A 13652-nucleotide genomic window follows, 5' to 3' on the forward strand; every position below is an offset into this window, starting at 1 on the left:
CGTAACAAAGCAAGCCGAACGATCTTCTATATCCGTTAAATTAAAGATAGATCATTCTAGCAGCATACATGTGCCTCAGCTAAAGTTCAGTTCAATGAAGGGTGCGTGCTTCTTGCATTGGAGCCTACAGGTTAACGTTTACACGGTTCGTATATGTCTTGCGCTTCTCAATCAATTGATTCAGGCCGTCTACATAGGCACGTGCACTTGCACCCAATATATCTGTGCTTACGCCACGTCCTTGTACCGAAACCTGATTCTGAGTCAGCACAACATGTACTTCACCCAATGCATCTTTACCGTGCGTTACCGATTTGATGGAGTAGTCAGACAACGTTACATCTTCCCCACTCACTTGGTCAATCGCATTGTAGATCGCATCTACCGATCCGTTACCTTCTGCTTGCTTCTCAAGCGTATCCCCGTCAAGCGTTGCAATGCGGACTTTGGCCGTTGGTACCGATTCGTCTCCGTACGTTACGAAGATGGATTCCAGTTTATACACCTCAGGTGCATCCTGCAATTTCTCTTCAATTACGGCAAGCAGATCTTCGTCAGTAACTTCTTTTTTCTTATCAGCCAGATCTTTGAACTGGGCGAAAGCCCGATTCAATGCTTCTTCTTCCAGCTCATATCCCAGATCAATCAACCGTTCACGGAAGGCATGACGACCAGAATGTTTACCCAGTACAAGTTTACTTTCCTTCAGACCGATGGACTCTGGAGTCATAATCTCGTACGTTGTTTTTTCCTTCAACATGCCATCCTGGTGAATGCCGGATTCATGTGCAAAGGCATTTGCCCCAACAATAGCTTTGTTTCCAGGCACAACCATACCTGTCAAACGGCTAACCAAACGACTGGTCCGTGCAATCTCAGACAACTGCAGCGATGTTTTCGCTTGGAAAAATTCCTGACGTGTCTCCAGCGCCATAGCAATTTCCTCGATCGCCGTGTTTCCGGCACGTTCACCAATGCCATTGATCGTACCTTCGATCTGATCGGCTCCGTTGAGAATGGCTGCAAGTGTATTGGCCGTCGCCATACCCAAGTCATTATGACAGTGGGCACTCAGCTGTACCTTTTCAATACCGTGTACATTCTCCTTGAGATGTTTGAAAATGTTTCCGTATTCATATGGGCTCAGGTAACCAACCGTATCCGGAATATTCACGACGGCTGCACCTTCTTCAACAGCCATATTCACCATTTCCACGAGGAAATCATACTCGGTACGACCTGCATCCTCAAGGGAGAATTCGATCTTCGAGAATGTTTTCTTTGCATAACGAATCGCGGAACGAGCTGTATCCAGTACCTGCGCTTTGTCCATACGCAATTTATGTTGGCGGTGAATAGGTGAAGTTGCCAGGAAAACGTGAATGCACGGGTCCTGTGCACCTTTAAGTGCTTCCTTAACCGCATCAATGTCTTGCTCTCTGGAACGGGACAAGCCAATTACAGTCACATTTTTGACCGCATTTGCTACTGCATTGACAGCTGCCAGATCACCTGGAGATGCCGCCGGGAAACCCGCTTCCATCCGGTCAATGCCAAGCCGCTCGAGCTGATGGGCAATTTCCACCTTTTCACGAGTGTTCAGATTGACTCCCGGGGATTGCTCTCCATCACGCAGCGTTGTGTCAAATACATAGATTTTACGCACGCTTCGCACCTCCTGTACTTGTTATATATGTTTCTCTGAACCAGCAATAGCGGCTCACGCATAAGCACGGCCGCTATTCCCAGTTAAAGCTCTAAGATTACTTGAATACCTTAAAGTGCATGTTCTAGAAGTTAATGCTTACTTCTTGATCCAGTGCATCATCTCACGCAATTGTCCGCCAACCACTTCGATTGGGTGTTCAGCTTCGTTACGACGAGTTGCTGTCAAGAATGCACGTCCGGATTGGTTTTCCAGAATGAAGTCGCGTGCGAATTTACCTTGTTGGATATCTGTCAGGACTTCTTTCATTGCTTTCTTAGTATCTTCAGTTACAACGCGAGGTCCAGTTACATAGTCACCGTACTCAGCTGTGTTACTGATGGAATCACGCATGCTTGAAAGTCCGCCTTCATACATCATGTCAACGATCAGCTTCAGTTCGTGCAGACATTCGAAGTATGCCATTTCAGGAGCGTAACCCGCTTCTGTCAATGTTTCGAATCCAGCTTTTACCAATGCACTCACGCCACCACACAGAACAGCTTGCTCACCGAACAGATCTGTTTCTGTTTCTTCACGGAAGGAAGTTTCGATAACCCCTGCGCGTGTACAACCGATACCTTTAGCATAAGCCAAACCGATTTCTTTAGCTTTACCCGTTGCATCTTGCTCAATCGCGATCAGGCCCGGTACACCAAAACCTTCCACATAAGTACGACGTACCATGTGACCAGGGGACTTAGGAGCTACCAGCAATACATCGCTGTTTTTTGGAGCAACGATTTGACCGAAATGAACGTTGAAACCGTGTGAGAAGAGCAATGCAGCGCCTTCTTTCAGGTTTGGTTCGATTTCGTTTTTGTATACAGAAGCTTGAGTTTCGTCTGGCAGCAAGATTTGAACTACATCTGCGCGGCTTGTTGCTTCAGCCGGGGACAGAACTTCAAATCCGTCATTTTTTGCAGTGTCGAAGGATTTACCTTCACGAAGTCCGATGACTACGTTCAATCCACTATCACGAAGGTTTTGAGCTTGGGCGTGGCCCTGGCTACCATAACCGATTACCGCGATCGTTTTTCCTTTCAATACGTTAAGCTCTGCATCCTGTTCATAATAAGTAGTTACTGGCATGTTTATAAGTCCTCCTTTGTATTGTAAAGAACCCTTCATTAATGAGCGGGTGTCTCAAGGGACCGCCTCGCTTGGAGTGTCAAAAGCATCTCTGGTCTGATCCGATCCGTTCAGACACCCGCCCATTAATGCGGGAATGTAGCTATATTTTCAAGCGTTACATCACTAAAATGTTAAATTACAACTGTTAAGGGACTGACACTCACATAAGATCAACTGTATATGTTAGCTAACCGTCGTCCCTCTTCATTCATTATAACTTTATACGTTGCCGCGTACCAATGCAGTTATGCCTGTACGGGACAATTCGCGAATGCCATATGGCTTGAGCAATTCAATCATAGCATCAATTTTGTCCGTATCTCCAACTACCTGCACAATCAGGCTGCTCGGACCAACATCTACAACGGATGCGCGGAATGTTTCTACCACACCCAGAATTTCAGGACGCTCGGAAGGCTCTGCTTTCACTTTAATCAAAGCGAGTTCACGGGCTACCATCGGTTTCAGGCTGAAATCAACCACTTTAATAACATCGATGATTTTATACAATTGTTTCTCAATCTGCTCCAGCGTTTTATCGTCACCAATGGTGACAATAACCATCCGGGAGAGTCCAGCTTCTTCCGATTGACCTACGGTAATACTCTCAATGTTAAATCCGCGTCGACCGAACAACCCTGATACACGCTGAAGGACGCCTGGCTGATCGTTTACCAATATTGAAATCGTATGTCTAATCATTCGTCAGCATCCCCCATCAGCATTTGATCAATTGTTGCTCCCTGCGGAACCATTGGATACACATTTTCATCCTTGCGTACTACGAATTCTACAACGACTGGTCCTGGTGTATCCAAAGCTTCCTGCCAAGCACGCGCTGCTTCTTCTTTATTCGTTGCACGCAATCCTTTCACGCCATATGCTTCAGCCAGTTTTACAAAATCCGGGCTTCCTGCCAGATCAATGTGGCTGTAACGGTTCTCATAGATGAGTTCCTGCCATTGGCGAACCATTCCAAGTACCTGATTGTTAATGATCACAATTTTTACCGGTATATTGTTAATAGCACAGATTGCGAGTTCTTGGGAACACATCTGCATTCCGCCGTCACCGTTAATGGAGATAACGAGTCTGTCCGGATTGGCCATCTGAGCACCAATTGCAGAAGGGAATCCGAAGCCCATCGTTCCTAGACCACCCGAAGTTACCCATGAACGTGGTTGATTAAACTTGTAATATTGTGCCGCCCACATCTGATGTTGTCCCACATCCGTAGTCACAATCGCTTCACCTTTGGTTGTATCATTCAACATTTCAACAACCCACTGCGGTTTCAGCACTTCGTCTGAATCCGTATAGCTGTATGGCTTCTCTTGTTTCCACTGTTTGATCTGGTCTCTCCATGCATCTGCACGCTCTGCACGTCCAACTTCTTTGTTGGCTATTTCAAGTACGGTCTTCACATCACCAACGATTGGAATATCGGTTGCAATGTTTTTACCAATCTCAGCCGGATCAATATCGATATGAACGATTTTGGCATGTGGAGCGAATCCGTCCAGCTTACCTGTTACCCGATCATCGAATCGTGCGCCGATATTAATCAGCAGATCCGACTGTTGGATGGCCAGGTTGGATGTGTATGTTCCGTGCATTCCTGGCATCCCTGTCCATAGTTCATGCCCACTTGGGAATGCACCAAGCCCCAGAAGGGTTGTCGTAATCGGAATGCCTGTCTTCTCAACAAACTCGAACAGTTCTTCATGTCCTCCCGAGTATACCACACCGCCACCGGCCAGAATCATTGGACGTTCTGCTTCCTGAATGGCCTGAGCCAAACGGTCAACCTGCAGTTTGTTTGGTACTGTCCGTGGATTGTACCCTCTTAATGTAACAGGTTCAGTACTTGGTTCAAACAAGGTTTTGTTGGCTGAGACATCTTTCGGAATGTCGATCAGTACAGGACCTTTACGGCCGGTGTTGGCAATATGGAATGCCTCATGAATGATACTCGACAAATCCTTAACATCTTTTACCAGATAGCTGTGTTTGGTGATCGGCATTGTAATCCCGGTAATATCCGCTTCCTGGAAAGCATCGGAGCCGATCAGGCTGGAATTAACATTTCCCGTAATGACAACCAGCGGCACAGAATCCATATATGCCGTGGCTATTCCAGTAACCAGATTGGTTGCTCCCGGCCCGGAGGTAGCGATACAAACACCAACTTTGCCGCTTGCACGTGCATATCCGTCAGCTGCATGAATTGCACCTTGTTCGTGACGGGTTAAGACGTGTTTGAAATCCTCGAAACCATACATTGCATCGTAAATGTACAACACTGCGCCACCCGGGTAACCAAATACGCAATCCACACCTTCAAGCAACAAACTTCTCAGCAGAATCTCGGAACCGCTAATGACCTCCGGCTTCATCCATTTTTCACGTAATTCATCTGTCGATCGTACTTCTGGAATTTGAGCTCCCATTAGTCATCCTCCTCTCGGAATTTACACCATTCTGACATTTAAAGTTACAAAAAAAACCTTCCATCCCCTGCAAACAAGTTCATGCTTGCGAGGGACGAAAGGTTATCGCTTCCGTGGTACCACCCAACTTTGCCCGAAATTTCGCAATAACGGACCTTACCAGGTACAACAAAACGAATAGCTCAAACGAACATAGTCGTTTCCCATACCTGTTGTCTGTAACGCAGACATACGATTTTCCCTAATACGCGAAAGGAGTGACATCCAGTGCTTTTCAGGAAAACAGCTCCGAGGTGAGCTCGTATATAAGGGATAATGGTGGTGGTTTCAGCAATTCCAGCCACTCTCTGAGCAAAAGAGCCCTTAAAACTTCGTCCTCTTCATAGCCGATGAAATATTCTCGTTAAATGTTAGGAACATTATATGATTCCTCCAACCGATAAGTCAATACCTGTTTTGCATAAAAATTCAGAGAACCTTCCTTCCTCCCTCTTCAGCCTATAAGGTTGCCCTAATCCCAGCGCTTCATTCAGTCACCTTTTATCTTGCTTCGGGCATAGGATATACGAGCAGCACGACTGGTCCTGAAAGGAGGCTCCGCATGGTGATTCGGCAACGCACATCCAAGCTAGATGATGGCGCCATCATGAAGCTGATTGACACTCAACTTGTTCCTTTATCCCATATGAGCGAAAAGGAAATTAATAAAATCCGCAAAGAAATACCCCTGCGAATGAACAGGGGCATGACCTTTGTTGTCTCGCCGGAGCCAGACAAAGCTGCTGTGGCATTCATCCATTTTCTCATGCATGGGGAATTGCTCTATGTCGATATGATGGCCGTTAGTCCGAAAGAACAACGCAAACGTTACGGGCAAACTTTGTTGCTCAAAGCAGAGAGCTTTGCGATATCTCGGGGTTGTCGAAGATCTAAAGTGATGGTGGATGAGGGCAATACCAAAGGGCTTCAGTTTTATCAAAAAAATGGATACAGCGCGATTCGATACATCATGATAAGCCGCTGCTACGAATTGGAAAAAACATTATAGAATGTCCTAGAAAAATCCTGGCGGGCGTGGACCTGGACCATAAGGGCCGAATCCAGGACTAGGTCCATATCCGCCACCAGGTCCTCCAGGTCCATATCCCGGTCCGTAGCCTGGACCATATCCAGGGCCTGGTTTTGGTCCAGGTCCATATCCGGGACCAAAGCCGGGACCACCTCCATAAGCATAAGGCAGTGTGGCAATAGCGAGCAGATCAAACAATACCAGTGGCAGAATCGCTTTTGTACGTACTTTTTTGCCATTCAAACGCTTGAGTACCAGTTTGTTGCCCGATACTTTCAACAGCTTTCCCGTAACCCGAGTGCCGTCTTTTTTGATTGCAACAATATTTTTGCCTATTAATTTCATCGCTTCATCACGCGTAACTTGTTGTTTCATACTTTCCCCTCCTCCTCGGATCGTTCAAAACAGTGTATTCGTCCATCACTGAATTCGCCTGTTTCTTTGTCCCTACCTGAAAATATGGGTATCTGCACGAGAACCAAGTTAAGCATGTAAAAGTCGATGGGCGTTCAAGAAAACAAAAAAAGGCCCGCACAAGGCCAATGTCATTAAGATAAGGAACAGGACCAAAAATCAATAAAAAGAGCAGGTTATCGAAAAGATAGCCTGCTCTTTTTTGTGTGAAATAAGAAAAAAGACTTGACAAGCAGGTAAAAAGGTGTGGCGAAGCCCTTGGAAAACGAGGGGGTTACGCCAATGAATGAATATGCGAATTCGCTAAAAGAAAAACTGACCTCCCTCATACGAGAAATGTCAGTTGCACCAGCACCTTATGTCAAAAATCCTGAAAAAGATTTTACCCGTAAGAAGAAGTTACCGTTTGAAACGGTTATGCAACTACTGATCTCTATGGGCGGAAACAGTTTATACAAGGAACTCTTGGAATCACAGGGCTATGATGTAAATACGGCCACTTCTTCTGCTTTTGTCCAACAGAGAAATAAAATCTTGCCGTCTGCAATGGCATATTTGTTTCAAGAATTTACGCAATCGTATACGGATCTCAAGAACTACCGAGGGTATCGGTTACTCGCCATTGACGGTTCGGATTTGCATTTCGCCACTGACCCTGCGGATACCGACACCTATTTTCAAAGTCAACCGGAAGCAAGAGGCTATAATCTGCTGCATTTAAACGCCACCTATGACCTTTGCAACAGACTTTACGTGGATGCGATTGTTCAACCGCGAAGATTAAGTAATGAGAGAAAAGCGTTAGGGGATATGGTTGACCGTTCCTGCATCGAGGGAAAAACCATTGTCATTGCCGATCGAGGTTATGAAAGTTACAACAATTTCGCACATATTGAACGCAAAGGGTGGAGCTATGTCATTCGAGTAAAAGATCTGGCCTCCAGTGGTATTCTCTCGGGCTTGCGTTTACCCGATAGCGGTTCGTTTGATCAGGAGGTTCATCTAGTGCTTACTAAAAAACAAACCAAAGAGATCAAAGCTCATCCCGAAATGTACAAGTTCATCCCTTCTAAGTCTACCTTTGATTTCTTAGATTTGAAGGAGCATCTGTACTACCCCATATCTTTTCGAGTCGTTCGGTTTGTCCTGCCGGATGGCGCTTATGAGACCGTTATTACGAATTTATCTGACGCAGATTTTCCACCCGATGAACTCAGGTCCATCTATAACATGCGGTGGGGAATTGAAACCTCGTTCAGGGCATTAAAATACACCGTCGGTCTGACCCATTTTCACGCAAAGAGACGAGAGTCCGTCATCCAAGAGATTTTTGCAAGAATGATCATGTACAATTTTGCAGAAATGATGACCTCGCACGTCGTCATTTCCCAAAAAGCTAAACAGTACCACTACCAAGTCAACTTCACGGTTGCCGTTCATGTTTGTAGACATTTCCTGCGCTCAAGAGACGATGACCCCCCGCCCGATGTTGAAGCACTGATTCGCAAAAACGTTTTGCCGATTCGACCCATTCGACCAGGGCAGCAGAATACGCGCAAAATACGTTATAAATCATCGGTTAGCTTCGTCTACAGAGTAGCATAAATTCGGTTCGTATGAACACTTTTTTAAGCGGATCATCCATCCGTTTGTTTGCTGTACGCTTTTTTCCTTGCATACACAAAAAAACAAACGACACGGGACTTTTTCCCATGCCGTTTCAGATTTCATTTTATTCTCAGTTTTGTCTTTGAGCTAAACTTAATGACATTGCGCACAAGGCGGACCCTTTATCAAAACTCTGAATAGCTAAACTGATATGGAAAAGGTTGTTACCTTTTCCCCGGATCATATGCTTCACCGAGTGCAGACGGAGCCGAAGAACGTCCAACCGCTGCAACGAGAACGATGATGGTAAGCAGGTAAGGCAACATGAAAATAATTTCCTGGGGAATACTTTGTGACCATTCAAACAACTGTACATAGTTTCGGATCGCTTGTGAGAATCCAAAGAAGACAGCCGCACCAAAGGCACCAATCGGATTCCACTTACCAAAAATCATAGCTGCAATGGCAATATAACCTTGGCCGGAAACCGTATTGTGTGAGAATGTACCCGTAGTCGTCAAAGTAATCGCAGCTCCACCAATAGCCGCAAGCGCACCACTGATCATAACGCCAATATAGCGATAACGAAGCACTTTAACACCAACCGTATCAGCCGCACTTGGATGTTCACCTACAGAACGAAGGCGCAGACCAAATGGCGTTTTGAACATGATGTAATACGTCAGGAATACGAACAGAATGGCCAGATATGTTGTTGGATATACGTTCTTGAAGAAGGCTTCTCCAAGCAAAGGAATGTCTTTCAACAATGGCACATCAAACTTGCTGAAGCCTTGAACCAACGGTGAATCACCAGAACCTTCAAACAACAGTTTAACCAAGTACAACGTACTTCCTGCTGCCAAAAAGTTAATGACGATACCACTGATAATCTGGTCTGCCTTAAATGTGATAGACGCAACGGCATGAATCAGAGATACCAGTACGCCCAATACAATCGCGAGCAAAACTCCCATCCAGGCCGATGTCGTTCCGCCCATGCCCGATTCTTGAGCATAATGCGCCCCGATTCCAGCTGCAAAGGCACCAAAGACCATAAAACCTTCAAGTCCAAGGTTGGTTACACCTGATTTTTCCGAAAAAATTCCGCCGAGTGATGCAAAAATCAATGCCGTAGCAAAGACAAGCGTCGTATTGATAATTTGCCCAATTGTCAACAAGTCCATCTACAACACCTTCTCTTTCTTACGCTTCGAATAGAACGGTTTAAGTATCCAGCGCACGATGCCTTGTGCCGCAATGAAGAAGATAATCGAACCGATCACAATCCGAATAATCTCAGGCGGAACATCCGCAGCAAAACTCATACCTGCAGATCCGTACGTGAGGGTACCAAACAACACTGCCCCCAATAACACCCCAAACGGATGATTCAAACCAATCAGGGCAACCGCAATTCCGTCAAAGCCTGTTCCCGGTGAACCCGACATTACGGTTTGGTATTGGAACACACCAAGAACCTGGAATGCACCGCCAAGACCGGCAAGCATACCACTGATAAACATCGCTTTTACGATATTCCGGTTAACATGCATACCTGCATATTCAGCAGCATTAGGGTTGTAACCTACTGCGCGGATTTCATAACCTTGTTTTGTTTTCCACATATAGATATAAAAGAGCACAGCCATCACAAGGGCAATCAACGTCCCCATGTGTACACGGGAATTGCCCATCAGTTCAGAGAGCCATGTCAAACTAATCGAAGCCGATTCGCTGATATCCACGGAACGATTCTCGCCCTTTAACAGCAAGAATTGGCGAACGATAAGGTTGGCGAGATATAGACCAATCCAGTTCAACATGATACTACTGATAACTTCATTGACCCCACGCGCTGCTTTCAGATAACCAGCAATCGCGGCCCACAGACCACCAAACAATGCACCGGCAATCAAAGCCAGTGGCGCATGAAGGTAGATCGGCAAACCTGCAAACTTAACACCAACAAATGTTGCAGCGGTCATACCAACGAGAAATTGACCTTCTCCACCAATGTTAAACAACCCTGCACGTGATGCAAATGCAAATGCGAGTCCAGTCATGATCAGTGGCGTCATTTCCCGTACTGCTTCACCAAAGTTGTACATGTCGCCAAATACCTTGGTGAACAATGCACCATAGGCTTCAATTGGATTGTAACCACCAATCAGCATGACAACTCCACCGAGAATAAGACCCATAATAATAGCTACTACAGGCAAAATAAATGAATCTCGGGTAAACCATTTCAATACGTTATTCATGCGCAGTACCTCTCTTTTGGGTGCTGCCCGCCATCATCAAGCCGAGCTCCCTGTCATTGGTTTCTTCCGGCAGCACCTCGCCAACGATCTGGCCTTCATAAATAACAGCAATTCGGTCAGATACATTGATAATCTCATCAAGCTCAAATGAAATCAGCAGAACAGCCTTCCCTTGGTCGCGCTGTGCAATCAGTTGCTTTTGCACGAACTCAATAGCCCCTACATCCAAACCACGTGTTGGTTGCGCAGCGATAAGCAGTTCAGGGTTTTTATCTACCTCACGGGCGATAATGGCCTTTTGCTGGTTTCCTCCGGACAAGGACCGAGCTTTGGTCTCGATGCTTGGTGTACGCACGTCAAATGCCTCAACAAGCCGCTTCGCCTGCTGTTTGATGGCATCGAAGTTAAGGAACCCTTTACGGGTGTATGGTGCTTTATAATACGATTCCAGAACGATATTTTCGCTCACTGAAAAATCAAGTACAAGTCCGTGTTTATGGCGATCTTCCGGAATGTGGGCTACACCCGACTCCGAGATATGGCGCGGAGAATGATTGGACAGCTCCTTGCCTTCCAAAAGAATCGAACCGCTCTCTACTTTACGAAGTCCGGTAAGAGCTTCAATCAGTTCACTTTGCCCGTTACCATCCACGCCTGCGATTCCGACAATCTCTCCTGCACGTACGTTTAGGTTAAGTTGGTTCAGAACCGAAATACCTTCTTTATTCTTGGCCGTTAATTTACTGACTTCGAGCACATTGGCTCCAGGTGTAGCCGGTTTTTTGTCCACTTTGAATGTGACATTCCGCCCCACCATTTTCTCTGCCAGCTCATTCGGATTGGTTTCCGATGTTTTAACCGAATCAATTACTTTACCCCGACGGATAATCGTTACCGTATCGGAGATTTCCATGATTTCTTTCAGTTTGTGCGTGATCAAAATAATGGACTTTCCTTCAGCTACAAGCTTCTTCATGATAATCATCAGTTCTTTGATCTCTTGAGGAGTCAATACGGCTGTAGGCTCGTCAAATATCAGAATGTCTGCACCGCGATACAACGTTTTAACAATCTCTACACGTTGCTGCATTCCGACAGAAATATCATGAATTTTGGCATGAGGATTCACCTTCAGTCCATACTGTTCGGAAAGACGCTGAACTTCAGCGGCTGCTTTTTTATAGTTAATATTGAGACCCTTCGTTGGTTCAGATCCCAAAATAATGTTCTCTGTTACCGTGAACGGCTGTACAAGTTTAAAATGCTGATGCACCATGCCTATGCCAAGATCGATCGCTCGGTTAGGACTGTCGATGATGACAGGCTTGCCATTCACTTCAATGGAACCTTCATCTGGCTGATAGAGACCAAAAACAATATTCATCAACGTTGACTTACCAGCGCCGTTTTCGCCCAGTAGCGCATGGATCTCGCCTTTACGAAGCTGAAGGCTGATGGCGTCGTTGGCAACAATGCCTGGGAAACGCTTCGTAATTTGTTTTAACTCAACGACGGGGGTTGCTGCACCCATGTAATCACCCTTATAACTGATATAGTGTGGTTCCGCAAACGTAAAAAAAAACGTCTATCGACGTACTTTCAAAGAAGACAGACCTCGCTTAGCTGAAGTTTTTCTTGCGATAATCGAATGGTTCAGCTCCGCTAAGAACGTATAAATTCCATTATCTTAAGAAAAGCTCCTACCGGAGCGTTGGTGCACAGTGACCTTGTACAATTGTTATGATGACTTGATCAAATGTTCCTGTTCTTGAAATCATAAGGCCGGTCAAGACCGGCCCCAATGATTATTCTTTTGCAACGAAGATCAAATTACTCTGTAGGAACTTTGATTTCGCCGCTGATGATTTTTTCTTTGTACTCGTCCACTTTTGCAAGTGTATCAGCAGAAACATTTTTCGTGGAAGTATCAGCGACACCTACACCGTTGTCTTTCAAAGTCAGATTCTCAGCTCCGCCTTTGAAGGTACCATCGATGATTTCTTGGTTTACGCGCTTAACAGCTTCGTCAACTTTTTTGATCATTGAAGTCAAAGTGATTTCATCACCAAACTCAAGAGATTGGTCTTTGTCAACACCGATAACCCATACATCTTGACCTTGTTTCTTGCGAGCACTTGCTTCGATAAACACACCGTTACCTGTTGCGCCAGAAGCGTGGAAGATAATATCTACGCCTTCATTGTAAAGTGTTGCTGCTGCTGCTTTACCCAAGTCAGGTTTATCAAATGCACCTGTGTAGTTAGAAATGAATTTAGCGTCAGGGTTAACTGCTTTAACACCTTCTCTGAATCCAACTTCAAACTTTTTGATCAGTGGGCTTTGCATACCGCCTACAAAACCAATTTTGTTGGATTTTGTTGTCAGACCAGCCACAACACCAACTAGGTAAGATCCTTCTTCTTCAGCAAATGTTACGGATTTAACGTTAGGAGCATCAACAACACTGTCGATGATCGCGAGTTTAGCATCAGGGTTTTGCTCAGCTACAGTTTTGATTGCATCAGCCAATTGGAAACCGATACCCCAAGTCAGATCATATCCACCTTTAACGAATTCGTTCAGGTTAGGAATGTACTCTTCATCGGATTTACTTTGCAGGTATTTAACAGCAGTACCTGTTTCTGTTTCAGTCGCTTGCAAAGCTTCCCAAGCGGATTGGTTAAAGGATTTGTCATTAACTCCACCTACGTCAGTAACCATACCGATATTGAGATCGGATTTCGTTTCAGTGGGTGTGCCACCTGTATCTCCTCCGGCATTTGTTTCTTCTTTCGGTTTGCTACCACAACCTGCGAGCATAACCGATACCGCCAGCAACATTACCAAAGACAAGCTGAGCATCTTTTTCATTTCTCTTTTTCCCCCTTAATGATATATCCCTCATTCCAATCCAGCCTACAATTGAACGGTTAACAGATAGCAGGAATGACTTTTATGCAGAATGTATGGTTTCTTCGACATTACAAGCGCATTCTCACCCTTGA

The 13652-nt window shown here is 45.4% G+C and carries 11 protein-coding genes; 2 read left to right on the forward strand and 9 right to left on the reverse strand.

From position 1 onward, the window contains the following. Positions 1-124: 124 nt before the first annotated feature. The 4 genes from MHB71_RS16410 to ilvB form a co-directional block, all read right to left on the reverse strand. Entirely contained in the window at positions 125-1666 is a 1542-nt protein-coding gene (locus MHB71_RS16410; RefSeq protein ID WP_017689653.1) for a 2-isopropylmalate synthase, read from the reverse strand. Between the two features lie 138 nt (positions 1667-1804). Continuing rightward, on the reverse strand, positions 1805-2797 hold the full coding sequence (ilvC, locus tag MHB71_RS16415) for a ketol-acid reductoisomerase (protein ID WP_036669754.1): 993 nt from the start codon (positions 2795-2797) through the stop codon (positions 1805-1807). A gap of 261 nt (positions 2798-3058) precedes the next feature. Beyond that, positions 3059-3541, reverse strand: a complete 483-nt coding sequence (ilvN, locus tag MHB71_RS16420) for an acetolactate synthase small subunit (RefSeq protein WP_340026940.1) — start codon at positions 3539-3541, stop codon at positions 3059-3061. Beyond that, entirely contained in the window at positions 3538-5289 is a 1752-nt protein-coding gene (ilvB, locus tag MHB71_RS16425; RefSeq protein WP_036610160.1) for a biosynthetic-type acetolactate synthase large subunit, read from the reverse strand. Before ilvB ends, ilvN begins: the two co-directional genes overlap by 4 nt. A 601-nt stretch (positions 5290-5890) precedes the next feature. Here ilvB and MHB71_RS16430 point away from each other — a divergent pair. Beyond that, complete coding sequence (locus MHB71_RS16430; protein WP_340026941.1) at positions 5891-6337, forward strand: GNAT family N-acetyltransferase; 447 nt, start codon at positions 5891-5893, stop codon at positions 6335-6337. Between the two features lie 6 nt (positions 6338-6343). Here the strand turns inward: MHB71_RS16430 and MHB71_RS16435 are convergent, their stop codons facing one another. Further along, positions 6344-6733: a hypothetical protein gene (locus MHB71_RS16435; RefSeq protein WP_340026943.1), complete on the reverse strand. Its 390-nt coding sequence runs from the start codon at positions 6731-6733 to the stop codon at positions 6344-6346. A gap of 321 nt (positions 6734-7054) precedes the next feature. Between MHB71_RS16435 and MHB71_RS16440 the strand changes: the two genes are divergently transcribed. Further along, on the forward strand, positions 7055-8377 hold the full coding sequence (locus MHB71_RS16440; protein WP_340026944.1) for an IS4 family transposase: 1323 nt from the start codon (positions 7055-7057) through the stop codon (positions 8375-8377). A gap of 227 nt (positions 8378-8604) precedes the next feature. Here MHB71_RS16440 and MHB71_RS16445 read toward each other — a convergent pair whose 3' ends face one another. The 4 genes from MHB71_RS16445 to MHB71_RS16460 form a co-directional block, all read right to left on the reverse strand. Beyond that, a complete protein-coding gene (locus MHB71_RS16445) occupies positions 8605-9567 on the reverse strand; it encodes an ABC transporter permease (RefSeq protein WP_047842245.1) in 963 nt (320 codons plus the stop codon). Further along, on the reverse strand, positions 9568-10647 hold the full coding sequence (locus MHB71_RS16450) for an ABC transporter permease (protein ID WP_036610168.1): 1080 nt from the start codon (positions 10645-10647) through the stop codon (positions 9568-9570). After that, positions 10640-12178 (reverse strand): ABC transporter ATP-binding protein, encoded by a 1539-nt coding sequence (locus MHB71_RS16455; protein WP_036610171.1) that lies wholly within the window; start codon positions 12176-12178, stop codon positions 10640-10642. The genes MHB71_RS16450 and MHB71_RS16455 overlap by 8 nt, the downstream gene beginning before the upstream one ends. Before the next feature lie 299 nt (positions 12179-12477). Then, entirely contained in the window at positions 12478-13518 is a 1041-nt protein-coding gene (locus MHB71_RS16460) for a BMP family ABC transporter substrate-binding protein (protein ID WP_127544459.1), read from the reverse strand. Between the last annotated feature and the right edge of the window lie 134 nt (positions 13519-13652).

It is taken from the genome of Paenibacillus sp. FSL H7-0940 (assembly GCF_037979415.1).
GTDB lineage: Bacteria > Bacillota > Bacilli > Paenibacillales > Paenibacillaceae > Paenibacillus > Paenibacillus amylolyticus.